The organism is Candidatus Peregrinibacteria bacterium (assembly GCA_016699145.1).
Lineage (GTDB): Bacteria > Patescibacteriota > Gracilibacteria > UBA1369 > 2-02-FULL-48-14.
Genome location: CP064962.1, coordinates 926092 through 940190, shown reverse-complemented (window position 1 = coordinate 940190; position 14099 = coordinate 926092). Strand labels below are relative to the sequence as shown.

The 14099-nt window shown below is 44.3% G+C and carries 18 protein-coding genes; 5 read left to right on the top strand and 13 right to left on the bottom strand.

The features are described 5' to 3' along the window. Positions 1-36: 36 nt before the first annotated feature. Complete coding sequence (locus IPG41_05330) at positions 37-1083, bottom strand: DUF91 domain-containing protein (GenBank protein ID QQR54585.1); 1047 nt, start codon at positions 1081-1083, stop codon at positions 37-39. Between the two features lie 32 nt (positions 1084-1115). On the opposite strand from IPG41_05330, the gene IPG41_05325 reads away from it, so the two are divergent. Next, entirely contained in the window at positions 1116-1730 is a 615-nt protein-coding gene (locus IPG41_05325; protein ID QQR54584.1) for a hypothetical protein, read from the top strand. 172 nt (positions 1731-1902) lie between these two features. Further along, positions 1903-2490, top strand: coding sequence for a hypothetical protein (locus IPG41_05320; protein QQR54583.1), 588 nt, complete (start codon positions 1903-1905; stop codon positions 2488-2490). Positions 2491-2518: 28 nt separating this feature from the next. Here the strand turns inward: IPG41_05320 and IPG41_05315 are convergent, their stop codons facing one another. The 12 genes from IPG41_05315 to IPG41_05260 form a co-directional block, all read right to left on the bottom strand. After that, the gene (locus tag IPG41_05315) at positions 2519-3904 is read right to left on the bottom strand and encodes a hypothetical protein (protein ID QQR54582.1); all 1386 of its coding nucleotides are present in this window, start codon (positions 3902-3904) and stop codon (positions 2519-2521) included. Positions 3905-4020: 116 nt separating this feature from the next. Continuing rightward, entirely contained in the window at positions 4021-4860 is an 840-nt protein-coding gene (locus IPG41_05310; GenBank protein QQR54581.1) for a hypothetical protein, read from the bottom strand. Between the two features lie 81 nt (positions 4861-4941). Continuing rightward, positions 4942-5373 carry a hypothetical protein gene (locus tag IPG41_05305; GenBank protein ID QQR54580.1) on the bottom strand — a complete coding sequence of 144 codons (432 nt, stop codon included), beginning with the start codon at positions 5371-5373 and terminating at the stop codon, positions 4942-4944. Further along, on the bottom strand, positions 5370-5822 hold the full coding sequence (locus IPG41_05300) for a hypothetical protein (GenBank protein ID QQR54579.1): 453 nt from the start codon (positions 5820-5822) through the stop codon (positions 5370-5372). Before IPG41_05300 ends, IPG41_05305 begins: the two co-directional genes overlap by 4 nt. A 5-nt stretch (positions 5823-5827) precedes the next feature. After that, complete coding sequence (locus IPG41_05295; protein QQR54578.1) at positions 5828-6004, bottom strand: DUF2933 domain-containing protein; 177 nt, start codon at positions 6002-6004, stop codon at positions 5828-5830. A gap of 19 nt (positions 6005-6023) precedes the next feature. Continuing rightward, positions 6024-6245: a hypothetical protein gene (locus IPG41_05290; protein ID QQR54577.1), complete on the bottom strand. Its 222-nt coding sequence runs from the start codon at positions 6243-6245 to the stop codon at positions 6024-6026. Between the two features lie 18 nt (positions 6246-6263). Next, positions 6264-6458, bottom strand: coding sequence for a YHS domain-containing protein (locus tag IPG41_05285; protein ID QQR54576.1), 195 nt, complete (start codon positions 6456-6458; stop codon positions 6264-6266). An 84-nt stretch (positions 6459-6542) separates the two neighbouring features. Further along, on the bottom strand, positions 6543-7316 hold the full coding sequence (locus tag IPG41_05280; protein QQR54575.1) for a hypothetical protein: 774 nt from the start codon (positions 7314-7316) through the stop codon (positions 6543-6545). Between the two features lie 15 nt (positions 7317-7331). Beyond that, positions 7332-8807 (bottom strand): multicopper oxidase family protein, encoded by a 1476-nt coding sequence (locus tag IPG41_05275; GenBank protein ID QQR54574.1) that lies wholly within the window; start codon positions 8805-8807, stop codon positions 7332-7334. Positions 8808-8901: 94 nt separating this feature from the next. Continuing rightward, complete coding sequence (locus IPG41_05270; GenBank protein ID QQR54573.1) at positions 8902-10788, bottom strand: hypothetical protein; 1887 nt, start codon at positions 10786-10788, stop codon at positions 8902-8904. A 37-nt stretch (positions 10789-10825) separates the two neighbouring features. Then, entirely contained in the window at positions 10826-11134 is a 309-nt protein-coding gene (locus tag IPG41_05265) for a hypothetical protein (GenBank protein ID QQR54572.1), read from the bottom strand. 19 nt (positions 11135-11153) lie between these two features. Next, on the bottom strand, positions 11154-11426 hold the full coding sequence (locus IPG41_05260) for a metal-sensing transcriptional repressor (protein ID QQR54571.1): 273 nt from the start codon (positions 11424-11426) through the stop codon (positions 11154-11156). Between the two features lie 636 nt (positions 11427-12062). Between IPG41_05260 and IPG41_05255 the strand changes: the two genes are divergently transcribed. From IPG41_05255 to IPG41_05245, 3 genes are read left to right on the top strand one after another with little or no spacing between them, the layout of a single operon-like run. Next, positions 12063-13442 carry a sulfite exporter TauE/SafE family protein gene (locus IPG41_05255; GenBank protein ID QQR54570.1) on the top strand — a complete coding sequence of 460 codons (1380 nt, stop codon included), beginning with the start codon at positions 12063-12065 and terminating at the stop codon, positions 13440-13442. A 10-nt stretch (positions 13443-13452) separates the two neighbouring features. Further along, positions 13453-13665: a heavy-metal-associated domain-containing protein gene (locus IPG41_05250; GenBank protein QQR54569.1), complete on the top strand. Its 213-nt coding sequence runs from the start codon at positions 13453-13455 to the stop codon at positions 13663-13665. An 8-nt stretch (positions 13666-13673) separates the two neighbouring features. Further along, positions 13674-14099, top strand: coding sequence for a disulfide bond formation protein B (locus tag IPG41_05245; protein ID QQR54568.1), 426 nt, complete (start codon positions 13674-13676; stop codon positions 14097-14099).

The window sequence follows — 14099 nt, the reverse complement described above, 5'->3', positions numbered from 1 at the left end:
ACCCGCCTCAGGAGTTTGTCATAAGTTGTGGAGTACTCATTCCATGTTATTCAACTTGAAATTCACCTCGTAAGTTTGCAATGAAACGTTTGGGAGTGTCTTGAGTGCATAGCGGATGCGGTCATCATGGGAACCTAAAATGATGAGGCCTTTCACCGTTTCACCTTCACTAGCTAAATGTTCCGTTACGAAGCCGATGTACCTGAGCACTTGTCCAACTACTTCGTCGCTGGATCTGCCTCGTTTTAATTCAATAACCAACCACTCATTCCCATCTTTGCTTTTGGCGAGAATATCAATGCGCCCTACGATCTTGGTGTCGTATTGCTGGCCGATTAGATCGCCATCCTCTTCAAAAATTGAGTGGGTTGCACCCAGAGGGGTTTTATCCCAGTTGTACACGAGGAATTCCTCCAAGAACTTTTCGAGTCCGAATTCAGCCACGTCTGTTACACCTTCTTTCTGAAGTATGGCTTCTACTTCTTCCGAATCCTCATCTTCCTCACTGCCAATTGGTTTATTACCAAGTGAGAGCCAGCCTACAATCTCATCTGTTTGCCAGAGAGTAAGCTCGTGCTCTTTGGCGAACTGCCTCAAGACTTCATTTACAGCAATGTATCGTTCCGCAAAACTTTTTCCTTTCAAATTTGGGAGTAGCCCAGCTGCCTCCAAACCTGCTTCACTCTTCGTATTGAATACGCCGTATCTTTCGGGATGAACTACAAGCAGAATGGGCGTTACTATGGCCCTGCCTAAGCCTTTGATCATTGAAGGCCCTTTGGGCGGGAATAGGTCGTCCAAACGCTCTTTAAGAGACCGTGTTTCGTCCAAGAGGATCTTCAACGCCCCAATGAGCCTCGGCATATTTTCTGTGATCATGTTGCCCTGACGATGGATTCCATCCCAATGCCGATTGTTTTTGATTACAAGGAACGATTTGAAATCTTCCTTTGTGAGGCGGTCAAGGTTGGATGGGTGAAAGATCTGGCCGTATTTACTGATCACATCTTCCTCTTCCTGTAGTCGTTTGGGATTGGTGAGTACGAGCTGTTTCCACTCGTCGACTTGTTTTTTATCGATCATACTTTTGGATTAGTCGTGCTAAAATATAGCACATGGAAGTTGGTGAAAAAGGTTTTCAGTTTCATAAAATGGCACAGAGTTACTTCGTCGCTGCTATTAGGTTATTGGAGCTCGAAAAAAATACAGCTGACGTCGAACTATCTATGCCCATTAGCCCCTTCGAAATATCATTTTTCCCAGGAAGAGATAATAATCCATTCCATCAAGCTCCTACTTTATCCATGATAAGACTAGGTTTAGAGCTGATGCTGAAATCGATACATTTTAACGTCAATTTCTGTGGTTTTGAAACACCTATTTTTCAAGATATAGAAAGGACACATGATCTTAAAAAATTGTATGAACAACTGTTGGATGTTTCTCCCAAAATTGATGGCTTTGAATCTGTTAACGGAAGACATACGGAAATCCATTACAAGGCTTTCATACAGTTGCTAGCGAGCTTCAGCACTTACGATCCGAAAGGAGACATGTTCCGTTTTGGCCTAACCAAAGGAGGCTGCAAATTGCGTATCTTTGAAAATTTCTCAGATGAAGGTGTCGCTGATGCTTATATTCTTATGATTCATAAGGCGAACGAATATATGTGCCGCATCAATTCCTTTTTAGAGCATTACAGGGAGAGAGCAGTTCCTAAAACGAAATAGAATTAACTCTATTCTGTTCACGCCTATGACCAAACACACTAAAAACAAGGGCAAGAACAGGTTCAATTTGAGGATTACTTTTTGCGATGACGAGGAAGAATGCAGTATTGCTTATGAGAGAGCCGTTCTTGCTATTTTAAGGTTAAATTTATTTGATTAACTTTTAACCTCTATGAAACTATCTGATGAAGCTGTTCGTGAATTTCAGGAGATTTATAAGAAAAAGTATGGGAAAGAGATCTCTCATGCTGAGGCTTATGAATCCGCCAGTAGGCTTTTAGGCCTTTTTGAAGTTCTGCTCAAAGGGGCTCAGGTAGAACGTGCGAGAAAACTGAGGCTGAAAGATGAGCCTAAAGGCTTCCATATCAATGGCGGTCCATACACTTGTTTTATATGTGGCAAATACGTTAGTGATGAAGAGACTTGGTACGATAAATATGGAATCAAGTGCTTGGTCTGCCAGCGTGCTGTGGAGAAGCGGGTAGTGCCTGGGAAAATCTGTCAGGACAAAGACTCGTGGTACTCCATGTGGGAACTGGATCATTACTTCAAGATTAAACATCAAACTGCGCGGAAGCTCATCCGACAAGGCAAGTTGAAAGCCAGGGTCATCACATCTCAAGATGACGATGCTTACTGTTTTGTTTTTCTCATAAAGGAAAACCTGATCCTAGGCTTAAAGCCGAGATCCACCTTGGTCAAACACGAAAATGGTCGCTTTAGTACTAGTCTGGAGGAAAGAACTATTCAGTTTGATTAGAGCTTCATTCTTAATCGAATTGTCCCAATTATTGATGATACAAAAATCCTGCTATTAAAAACAAACCTGCGGCGATGCCTGCTGAAGCGAAGTTGTATGGGTTAGCGTATTTTAGATACTTCATATGATCAGCGCCGGTGACACCAGATGCCATATTGGTCATTCCGGCTACTGGTGAAGTGGTGTCTCCAAAGGTTCCACCAGTTATGACTGCTGCTACACAAATTGGAATTGAGACGCCACTGGATACAGCAATAAAAATTGCAAAAGGCATAATTAGTGAAGCTGTGGCCCAACCCTCCCCAATAAAATAAGTCACAAGTGAAGAGATGAGAAAAAGTGATACAGGAATACTCCATATGGGTAGCTGATTCCCCAAAAGCTGCTGAATAAAATCACTCAAACCTAATTCCTGCGAAACGTCACCCAAAGCCCATGCGATTACGAGGATAATCAATATCCTCATCAGTTCGTTTCCTCCCGAGATCATATCTTCGGTCATTTTCTTTAAAGGGTACTTTTGGAAGACGTAAAGTATGCCTGTGACAACTATTGAAATCGACAAAGCCAGTAACATGGCCATGTTCGGGTCTGTGGCGAAATTCCAGAAGAAAATAAAACTGAGGGAGACCACTGTTAACATCGGAACTATCAGGTTGAAGATGCGTGGTTTTATTTGTGGCTTTTCAGCGCCCATGGACATATCCTTTCCTTCGTGATCCTCCTGGGTGTGGTGCATTTCTTTTTCTGCGGAAGGTTTCTTCCATTGAAAAAAAATGGTACTGAATGTGATGAGTAAAACCACAATGCTGTAGAACTCAAAAGGAATCGCGTGGAGCAAAACGCTGTAGGCGGATTGTTTTTCGAGTACTCCAGCTGCTTCCAATGCCTGGCTGATGTTGGCGATGTTGAATCCCACAAAAGTCGTGGCGATAGGAATCAGTTCTACCACTGGACTTGCCGTGTTGTTGATCATGAAGGCCAGTCGCTCCTTCCCAATTTTATTTTTCTCAGCCAGAGAACGCATGATGGAACCCGATCCAACGATTCTGAAATCACAGTCAATAAAAGTAACAGGAATGAGTGCCCACAAAGTGTAAAGGACTCCACGGTCACTCTTCACATATTTGCCTAGCCAGCGGGAGAACGCATCCATCCCGCCAGAGTTTTTAATGAGCGTGATCAAACCGTTGAACAGGTAAAGAAACAGCAAGACCTGCAAGTTCATGGGATCGGACAGGATTTTCACGATGTTTTCTAAGGCTGTTTCAAGGCCTCCTATCGGCGTTGGATTCAGCAAGTAAGCGCCTATCAATAAACCCAATAGGAGGGATGGCAAAACTTTCTTTGACCACATCGCTAAAACAATGGTTATGACTGGAGGTAGAATGGACAGCCAACTTGTGGTGGTCATATCGTTTGTGTCATTTGAATGCGTTAATCATAGGCCTGCCTGGTGAAATAAGATACGACAAAGCCTAACAAGTCCTAAATTTAAATCAAAGCAAGCGCGGGTGACCGCCAGTTGGATCATTGACAATTTTCAAGGTACTCCTTGATCAATCCCTCTTTGGCTTCAGTGACCCATCCTTTTCTGTAAATTGCTTGGATCAGATCGTCGTTCCACTGTCTGCAGGCCTCTTCCCATGTCAAAGGGTGATAACTCCAGCTTTCAACTGTGTCTGGGGAGCCTATTAGTTCAAGCTTGTCAGCGTCGGTGGCTATAAAAGCACTAAGGATTCCATTCTCAGGTTGATCAGAAAGCTCTTCACCACCATCCATACATTTGAGGGCCGTGTATTCAAAAGTTCCACCTTCACTTTTTTTAGTGACTTTACCGATTTGGCAGTCAGCTCCACCGTCCAACAGTGTGGATAGCTTCGCTCTGAGTCTCTTGCGGGTTTCTTCTTTAGTCCTTTCTTCATCTGGATCATTCCTTGCATCTGCGATTGCATAGTAGGCTTCCGTTTCGAATCTCTTCAGAAGAGCAGAACAGGTTTCGTCTGCATCCAAAGTGAAGGTTAATTCTGGCTTCTTTGTGTCGGATTCTATTCCTGGCATTGAAACATGTTCGCCAGTGCAATGCATTTCAAAAGGATTGTCGTCATTTGGCTCGCAGGCCCAAGTATGAGTAGAACTTCTATAATCGAGTGAGTTGTAGTCTATTCCATTCACGCAGTCGGAGGCTTCTTCTGCGATGGAACGGCGAAGTTGAGGAAAGTGGTCATCTTCTTTCAGAATTCGAGGTGGTGTCGCCTCAACGGCCACCCCTTCTACTTTTTCGGCCTCTTTTAAGGCATGAGGGAAAGCGAGGTAAGCTAGACCTAATACGGCTCCTATCCCGATTGCAGTGTTTAATCTTCCGCCCATATTAAGCTCAATATACCATACTTTTTATATTTAGCAAGCCCAATGCAATGAAGATCAGGATGAAGCCGTCGTACATGGGAATTAATTGCTTAAATCCCATTTAAAACTGCGCTCTTCAACGCCTCCAACGCCTTTCAAAATAAGCTCAATAGAGGCGGGTTCAATCTCTGTCCTGCTAAAACTTAAGATTCCTTCCTGATGATGAGATTGCTCGCTGGACACTTCCCAAGAAAAAGCCGAAAGGGTTTGCCCAGCGTCGGTTAGCAGCTCTGCGTGACTCTTTAGATCTTCCGGTAGTTCACCGGAGTGCGTGTTCAGCTCAATTTCAAACTGCCAGCCGCCGGGATTCAATGGGGTGATCGGCGTAACGGTTACTGTGACTCCTCCTTCATCACTCGTCAGGGTATTTGTATCTTGTTGGTCTTCATTTTTGATTGTCAGCCAGTAGAAAACCAGCACCGCCAAAATGGAAATGGCAATAAATCCTAAGCTTAGCATTGAAGATTTTTTCATGCTTGTTTTTTAAAATTTAGAATTTGCTTCGTGATGTAGACCAAACCGAAAACATTGAAGGCAAGTCCGACGAGGAAAAGTTCCTTTTGATACTCAGGGATTACGGTTAAGAAACCGGATACTCCTAAAATCGGGATGATATTGGCCAGGTAATGGGCGCAACAGGAGATCATGGCAAGTGTGGAACTCGTTCCCGAAACAGCCAATGCTTTCCCTGTTCCAGTAGGACAATGATGAGCGATACTCATTTTCAGATAAGCGTACAGTCCTACTTGCAGTCCAAAACCGAGTGCTAGTGGAAGGATGTAGATCCAAAACTGGGCAAACTGATTTTGAGCAAAATCCCATCCCGAAATTAAGCTGACAACTGAAAAGAAAAGGATGAGAAGCAGGGAGGCCCCTAGACCTCCCCATAGAACAGCCCTGATTTTAAGAGCAAATTGAGTCATAAATACTAATTTTTATGTCCACCATGCCCTCCGTGTCCGAAAAGGTGCATCAATGGGCAGGCGAGTAAGATCAGATACGGCAGGACTGACAAGATATGTGACGTATGTGACTTTAAAAGAAATATAAGTCCAACGATGCCGATGACCAGAATGATTCCCCATGTTCTTTTTGAGAATTCCATATGCTTATTGAGTTAGCGATTAAATAAGTTCACCTTTCTTCTCGAGCATCATGTGATGAATGGTGGCAATTTGTGCCCAGATTGCGATGAGAATAAGAATCGCTGTACAGGCCAAAGCGTCAGCCTTTGTGACGCCAAACACCAGGTTGTCCGCCCCTCCAAACATGGCAGCTAAGAAGGTGATGACTCCGGCGAAGCCTACTAAAATACTGGCAATATGTAGTAATTTTGAGAACTTCATATATTTAAGGTTAAATGATTAATTAGCCGCCGTACTGAGGTATTTTTCTGGATCAGTGACGAATTGATCATTGCAAGCCGTACTACAAAAATAGTAGATGCACCCTTTGTGAGCGACTTGGAGTGTGTCTTCTGTGGGAGTGAGCTCCATGCCACAAACGACGTCTTTCACTGGAGATGAATTTTTTGGACTGCAACAGGATGAATTTTCCATATATTTAGTTGTTATTGATCTGATAAATGAGTCACGTTTAACCCACTGGTTTGCCGGTGTACAACTTTCGTTTTGAATTCTTGATTAAACATTTGATTTTTTTGTTAGGGTAGAACGTCGTATGAAGAAAACTGTGTAAACTGCCATAAATCCAACTGAGATCAAAGACAGTAAAAATCCAGCCGGGTTGTCATACCCATATAGAGGGGGGAATGGATTGAGGTGCGGGTACGTGTGGAACACAATAAAATAGGTTCCAAGCGTAAAAACTCTTGCCTGAAGCCACCTCTCTTTATTGAGGAGTCCAATAACCAAAGCGGATCCAAGTACGGCGAGCTGCGGAATGGCGCCCTCCCCAAGATTCAGATAAATGAAAACCCAATTCCATAGAGTGTAGCCGATGATCCATGCCAAGGTCATATCACTCCAGTACAAATCCTTATACTTTCCTTTGGTATCGATATGGATCGTATTTATTTTAGCCAAAGTCACAATCAACAAAATACCAGCCGTGGCATTCAAATAATTCGCGAGATTCCCTGTCTCAAAATCTCTAATAACTGCCTCAAGAATGTTGAAAACCAGAAAGAAATAAATAGACCATTGGCATAGTTTGGTGTTTCCTAGCTTTGTAGTTCTTAATAGAGAAAGTAGAATGATTCCGGTCACAACAGAGAACACCTTGGCCCAAAGGAACCAATCGGAGACCCCTATTAATAATATCCAACAAGGGAAAAGGATAATCGAAGCGACTCCGAAAAATGCCAAGGTGAACCTTGGATAACGATGAAATATTTCTTGGCTTACGACTAAGCCTAGGAATATAAGCAGAATGTAGAGTAGGGCAGTGATTATCATACCTATGCTGAAAATTTAGAGGGAAGAAACTTTGAAAGGCATCATCATGCCGCTTTCAAGATGCTCTGGAATATGGCAGTGAATCATCCAGTCACCAGGGTTGGACATCTCAACCAAGAGTTCAACCGTGGATCCGGCTGGAATAAGAACGGTGTCTTTCCAAACTAAGTTATCTGACTTCACTCCGTCTACGGACAAGATCAGGAAGCGTTGACCGTGTATATGGATCGGATGCTGCATTGGATGGGTGGTGTCGTCGGGATTGGCTACTTGAATTTTCACCAAGTCGCCCTCTTTGAAGTTCCAGTCGTCGATGTCCATGTTCGTTTTTTCCGTGTCTTCGTCTAAGAGCTGCCACTCCAATGTGTCTGTGTTTGAAGTGCTATTCATCATGCTCATGGTGTCTTCCCATTCAATCGGTTCTCCATCATTCATCATCCCCATCTCTGAATCATCCATCATCATTCCACCGTGCATGGAGTGAGAACCTCCCATGCCCTTCATATCTAGGTCAATGGATAGAAACTTATCTATATCGCTCTCGAAACTAGAGCGATAGGGGTCGATACTGGCGATGGTGCTCTGGTGTGTTTTAAGAGTATTGAAGTCAGTGGCGTAAGATTCAGATATCTCTTCGTCGGAGACTTGGAAATCTGCCAAGGTATAAGTTCTATCTGGTGTTTTGTGGACTAAGGAGAAGTCACCTGATTCTGAAAACATCACCTCAACAATTGCGCGCTCGGATGGCCCAAGCAAAACCTCGTCTGCCCATTCGTCGTGTTCATAGAGTCCATTGTCTGCTCCAACCAATTTCATTTGTGCGCCGGGAATGCTAAGATTGAAAACTCGAGTGTTGGCCGTGTTTGTGATGTAAAAGCGTATGACTTCACCTTTCTTTGCCGTCAGTCCGTAATCCGTGCTGCCGTTCACCAGCATGGTGTTTCCAAAGCGACCCATGAGGGTGTGAGTGACTTCATTAAAGGAATAGGAGGCCAGTTCGTTTCCTTGCATAAGGATGTCATCGACCATCAAGGTTTCTTCTCTATTCACTGGGGACCAGTCTTCTTCATCGGCAACGATGATGTAATTGCCATAGAGTCCCATGTCTTGGGCGTAGTCTTCTCTTAAATGAGGATGGTACCAAAATACACCTGAATCATCGAAGCGAACTGAGTATGTGAACGTTTCTCCTGGCTGGATTGCCTCTTGGGTCACGTCCGGGACTCCATCGAAAGCGTTGTCTAAACGTACTCCGTGCGAATGGAGAGTGGTTTCAATGTCTGTGTTGTTTGTGAAGTTGATCGTGATAGTAGAACCTTGTTTCACCTTGAGCGTGGGGCCGGGAATAGAACCGTTATAAGCCAACATTTTGTAGAGTGAGCCATTGAGTTCTTTCTCAACAAATGAGGATTCAAGATCGTAGGTGTCCCCATCCTTCAGCTCTACGATTTGAGTACTTGAGGCCAAAGGTGCTTCGGAAGTTTCTTCCATTGTTGAGTCTTGACTCGTACTTTGGCAGGCTGTCAAAAATGTGAGAATAAAAAACGTTAGGAGAAGTGAGGGTTTTTTCATTGTGTAGATTGGGTTAGTAGATTTTTTGCCAATTCATTCCTCCGTCCTCACTCTTATAGATTTCGCTGTTCCCGTCTATAGCGTAAACAAACTTAGGGTCAGTGGATGAATAAGTCATGAAGTAGAGAATGGCATCCGGTGCTCCTGAAACAGAGGTCCAAGTTTTTCCGCTGTCACTGCTCGAAGCCAGGCCAAGAGCATCAGAGAAACTAAGCATTTCGTTTGTATCCTGAGGATTTTGACCCAAAGTTAAAACTGCGCTGGAGGCTAAATCGTCTGAAAGTGATGCCCAGCTTTCACCGCCGTCTTTGCTCACCCAAATGCCTTGTTTTGTATTTGCGTAGAGTGTTTTTTCATCCACCCTATCTGCCACTAGACTGAAGATGCTTTCTGGCTGGCTTGGGAGCAATGACCAAGTTGTACCACCATCGATGCTTTTTTGAATTTTCGAATGGAAGTAACCGTAAACAATATCTGGGTTTACTGGACTCACCGTCATGGCGTGAAAATCAACAGGTCCATCAATCCCATCCGATACTTTATTCCATGTTTCACCGCCATCCGTTGTCTTTTGAAAGCCACTATTACCACCAAACGAAGGGTGTCCACTGGCGTAGAAAGTCATCGGATTTTTGCCGTCAACGGTGAAGCCCATCAAGTCGTGTGTCGTGCTTCCAATACGATACAAATCCTTATCATTTTTCAAAACCAGTAGCCCTTCGTGAGTCGCAATATAAAGTTTGCTTGGATCATCAATCGCCACGGCTATTCCATGTGAGTGAGAGATGCTATTCACCTCAGTCAGAGAAACCGATGGTTCACTTGTTTCTCGCTCCCAAACACTCACTCCATTGGGAGCGTCTCCTATTTCGATTGTTCTGATTACCTGATCCGTTTTTGTATCAATGATGGAGAGATCCCCACTCACAATATTGGTGATGTAGACCTGCGAACCATCTTTGGAAATGGCCACACCATGAGGCCCTTCTCCAGCCGTGATGGTTGCCACAACTTCTTGAGATTCTAGATCGACCTTATAAACTTTATCGTTTGTGGGCTGGTCGAAGTAAAAGCCTTGATCGGCAACATAGACATAACGAGAATCGGGAGTCGCATAAACCTGTACTGGTCCCTTGGCTTCTGGAAGTGACACTTTGCTGACCGTTTTTGTTTCTATGTTGTAAAGGCCTAACTGTTTGGTGGAATAAAGAGAGGCAAATGTCCACTTCCCATCGAGAGTGACCCCCGTTTGCACCACTGCATCATTGAAGTTAACGACTTCAAGGTCTTCCGTTGCGAGATTTAAGATGCCCATTCCTTTTGCTCCCATGAGGGCCACATAGGCCAGACTTCCATCGGTACTCAATCGCAAACCATGAGGCTCAGCTCCTTCTGGAAGCTCTATTGTTTTTTCAAGTGTGTATGTTTTTGCGTTTACTATGAAGATTTCATTTCCTTCTTGTGCCGTAGCATAGACCCATTGGCTGTCTGGGCTGAGAACAACGTGGGCGAGGTGCAAGTCGGTTCCCAAAGTCACTCGCTGCATGATTTCGTCGGTTTCTGTAGAGATAACAACCAATTGGTCTTCTTCTGCAAGATCGCTTCCACTTGAATGCATTTCCTCTTTTTCACCTTCCTCTTCACCCATTGCATTCACTGTCACCCAAACCGTTTCCCCAGATGGCGAAACTTGAACGTTATGGGGCATGCCCGGAAGGTCTACTCTCTTTAAAATAATGCCTGAGGTGGGATCGAAAACGGCAACTTCATTGTCGTTTTCTACGGCAACATAGACCTTTTTATCAAGTGAACTTTCTTTTTGCACCGTATCTGTATTTTGACTTTGGCAAGCACTTAAAATGAGTGCCGTGCCAAGTAGGAGTGAAAGTATTTTTTTCATATCAGTGAGTTATAGGCTAAATCGACTCAATCGCCTGTCACTCTCTCTGTATGACTCCTTTTAAGGTACGCCGGAGAAGGTTTGTATCTGGACGCAGCGGTACAAAATTTAAGGAAGATTTATTTTCAGAGTGAGAAAGAAAAACAAAAAATACTGGAACAGCTAAGGTGAGTAGTAGTGGGAGGACTGCTTCACTTTGATTTACTGCTGACTCAAGGATGCAGTGCTCACTAAATGCGCAGGTATTTTCATGCCCTTGGTTGCTCATTAGTAGGGCAAAGGAGAACTGGAGTAGGCTCAATCCCACAATCAGCATCCACAAGATTTTCGTCTTTAGTGATTTCATACCTAGAGTTTAGATCGTATTATTTTTTCTTTTGAGCAAGCTTGTAAACCTTCAGTATTTCTTCAACGGCTTGATCTTCTTTTCCATTTTTCATTTGCTCGATAACGTGAGTGGAGAGGTGGTTCTCTAAGACCAAATCTTCAATGCCAGAGAGTGCTTCTTTAACTGCGCTGGATTGAGTGATTATATTTACGCAGTAGCTCTCATCCTCAACCATTTTTTGAAGACCACGAATTTGACCTTCAATGATTTTTAGACGACGAATGGCTTTGAGCTTGATGTCTTTTCTCATATGTACCCATAATACCCATAGGGGGTATTATAAGTCAATTGAGACTCCCATTACAAATAATTCCTTTTTGTACCGTCTCAAGTGTTTCTTGCCGTCGGGGCCTACGAGACCCAACGAAAAAAGACTACGCACGCTCAAGTCTTCCTCCTCACTTTTTTAGAAGTGCATCATTTGAACCTATGACCCTAAGACCTAGGGGATAGAGAGTCGAGTTTTTCCTGTTTGTTGAAGACTGAGGATTGTTTACATGAAAGCCAGTTTACCTTAGACTGAAGCGGTGAAAATCTTTGGCTTTCTCCTTCTCGGTTTGCTCTCGCTCCATACTATTTGCCCCATGCAGATCGGTATGAGTTTGATGCATCACGAAACAGCTGAAGTGGCGCAAGAAGACTGCTCAGAAACTCATTGCTTGAACCATGTGAATGAAGGCGAGGAGGTTTTGACTCTCTCAAGCCCTCTTTCGCCCGAACTCTCGGCACAGGTAGCGCACGCCACCATCAGCCTTTCGTCTCAATCTTTTGATACCCTAAGGTTTCACTCTCCACCGAAATTTCCTCCGTTCTCTTCGACAAAGACCACGGTTCTTCGAATATAGAAAAGAATTGAGAAGCTCGTATTCTTAATTCTTTATTTATTATGGAAAATAACGACAACTCGATTAGGCTGACCGTTCAGGGCATGACCTGCGGGAGCTGCGAACTCATGGTTGAACGAAAACTCAAGAAAATTCCTGGCGTGCTTAAAGTGCATTCCAATCACCGCACTGGTTTTACGGTTCTTAAAGTGGATGCTGAGAATCCACCCGCTCCAGAAGTAATTGAAGCTGCCATTCAGGAAGCTGGATACTCTTTGACAAAAGAGTCTGTGAAAAAACTAGAAACCAACGATCAAAAGTGGGTTGAGATCGGGGCCTCGCTATTGCTAATTTTTGCCCTTTACCAAGTTTTGAAAGGTTTTGATATTTTTTCACTCGCTCCCTCGGTGGAAGGGGCAACAACTTTAGCTGGAGTCTTTGTGATTGGCCTCGTGGCTGGGACTTCCAGTTGCTTGGCGGTGACGGGCGGGCTGCTCCTGAGCATGGCTGCAAAGCATAACCAAGTGCATCAAGCTGAGTCTCGTTGGCAGAAATTTAAACCTCTTCTTTCATTCAATCTTGGTCGCCTAATTTCTTACTTCTTTTTAGGAGGTGTGGTGGGCATTTTGGGCCAGTCCATTGCTCTCAGCACCCGCATGACGGGCTTCATGAACATTGTGATCGCTCTCGTGATGTTTTACTTGGCCCTTTCTATTCTAAAAATCATCCCCAAGGGCAGTTTTCTAATTAAGCCCCCAAAAGCCGTTTCGCATTGGATTGCGAATCTCTCTGAACATGAACATCCCTTTGCGCCGTTTGCTTTAGGGGCGCTCACGTTCTTTTTGCCCTGTGGATTCACTCAATCCTTGCAACTCGCTGCCTTGGCTTCGGGTGGTTTTATGGAAGGCGCGCTCATGATGTTCGTCTTTGCTTTAGGAACTTTGCCAGCTCTACTAGGAATAAGCATCATTTCAGCCACGGCTGAGGGGCGACTTGCTCGTCTCTTTCTTCGTTTCTCGGGTTCTTTGGTGCTTTTGCTGGCTCTGCTCAACTTTAAGAGTGGACTCATCCTCACGGGCGTGGATGTGGATGGATTCTTCAGTGGACCTGCTGTGGAAGGGTCTGACACATCTGGCTCGCTTAGTGTCACGGAGGAGGACGGCATGCAGGTCATCAACCTAGAAGTGACCAACTATGGGTATTCTCCTTCTTCTTTCACCATTGAAGCGGGGAAGCCAACGCTCATCAAAGCGACCATGAATGAAACCGTTGGAGGCTGCATCAGCGCACTCACCGTGCCAGAGTTCAATTTATCGACCACTCTAAGCCCTGGCGAAAATGAACTCGGTCCTATTGAGAATCCTCAAAGTGACTTCCTCATCACTTGTTCGATGGGAATGTTCACTGCCACTGTGAACGTCGTGCCCTCCACACCCCTTTAACCTATTCATTATGAAAACCACCTTCACCATTCAAGGAACCCACTGCAAGGCTTGTAAACTGCTGATTGAGGACGTCTGCAAAGACATACCTGAGGTAACTTCGTGCGAAGTGAATTTTGCAACGGGAGAAACGGTGCTTGAGCATGAGGAAAGTCTGGACTGGGATGCGCTGAAAAGTGAGATTGAGGGCCTAGGGTCTTACAAAGTTTTACTCCTTAACTAGTTTTTGTGATGAAAACCTCTTTTCAATCCAAGTACATCATCTATCTAAGCTGGATTCAGTCACTTGTAGCCACCCTAGGCAGCCTCTACTTCAGTGAAGTCATGGACCTGCCACCTTGTGTGCTGTGTTGGTATCAACGCATTGCCATGTACCCGCTGGTGTTCATTCTGGCCGTGGGAATCCTCACTAGAGACGTTAAAGTTTACCTCTACGCCTTGCCTTTATCCCTGATAGGTTTTGGTATAGCCGTGTATCACAACCTTCTCTACTGGGAGATCATTCCAGAGAGTTTAGCTCCTTGCCGAGCGGGAATATCCTGTACCACCAAGTTCTTTGAATGGTTCGGCTTCATCACCATTCCTTTCATGTCTCTTACTGCTTTCACCGTCATCACGGTCTCCCTTCTTTTATTTCGTAAGTCTAACCAAAAGTAA

Bases quoted from the DNA above. Each gene is read 5' to 3' on its own strand.
- IPG41_05330 (QQR54585.1), bottom strand. From the start codon at position 1,083: ATGATCGATAAAAAACAAGTCGACGAGTGGAAACAGCTCGTACTCACC.
- IPG41_05325 (QQR54584.1), top strand. From the start codon at position 1,116: ATGGAAGTTGGTGAAAAAGGTTTTCAGTTTCATAAAATGGCACAGAGT.
- IPG41_05320 (QQR54583.1), top strand. From the start codon at position 1,903: ATGAAACTATCTGATGAAGCTGTTCGTGAATTTCAGGAGATTTATAAG.
- IPG41_05315 (QQR54582.1), bottom strand. From the start codon at position 3,904: ATGACCACCACAAGTTGGCTGTCCATTCTACCTCCAGTCATAACCATT.
- IPG41_05310 (QQR54581.1), bottom strand. From the start codon at position 4,860: ATGGGCGGAAGATTAAACACTGCAATCGGGATAGGAGCCGTATTAGGT.
- IPG41_05305 (QQR54580.1), bottom strand. From the start codon at position 5,373: ATGAAAAAATCTTCAATGCTAAGCTTAGGATTTATTGCCATTTCCATT.
- IPG41_05300 (QQR54579.1), bottom strand. From the start codon at position 5,822: ATGACTCAATTTGCTCTTAAAATCAGGGCTGTTCTATGGGGAGGTCTA.
- IPG41_05295 (QQR54578.1), bottom strand. From the start codon at position 6,004: ATGGAATTCTCAAAAAGAACATGGGGAATCATTCTGGTCATCGGCATC.
- IPG41_05290 (QQR54577.1), bottom strand. From the start codon at position 6,245: ATGAAGTTCTCAAAATTACTACATATTGCCAGTATTTTAGTAGGCTTC.
- IPG41_05285 (QQR54576.1), bottom strand. From the start codon at position 6,458: ATGGAAAATTCATCCTGTTGCAGTCCAAAAAATTCATCTCCAGTGAAA.
- IPG41_05280 (QQR54575.1), bottom strand. From the start codon at position 7,316: ATGATAATCACTGCCCTACTCTACATTCTGCTTATATTCCTAGGCTTA.
- IPG41_05275 (QQR54574.1), bottom strand. From the start codon at position 8,807: ATGGAAGAAACTTCCGAAGCACCTTTGGCCTCAAGTACTCAAATCGTA.
- IPG41_05270 (QQR54573.1), bottom strand. From the start codon at position 10,788: ATGAAAAAAATACTTTCACTCCTACTTGGCACGGCACTCATTTTAAGT.
- IPG41_05265 (QQR54572.1), bottom strand. From the start codon at position 11,134: ATGAAATCACTAAAGACGAAAATCTTGTGGATGCTGATTGTGGGATTG.
- IPG41_05260 (QQR54571.1), bottom strand. From the start codon at position 11,426: ATGAGAAAAGACATCAAGCTCAAAGCCATTCGTCGTCTAAAAATCATT.
- IPG41_05255 (QQR54570.1), top strand. From the start codon at position 12,063: ATGGAAAATAACGACAACTCGATTAGGCTGACCGTTCAGGGCATGACC.
- IPG41_05250 (QQR54569.1), top strand. From the start codon at position 13,453: ATGAAAACCACCTTCACCATTCAAGGAACCCACTGCAAGGCTTGTAAA.
- IPG41_05245 (QQR54568.1), top strand. From the start codon at position 13,674: ATGAAAACCTCTTTTCAATCCAAGTACATCATCTATCTAAGCTGGATT.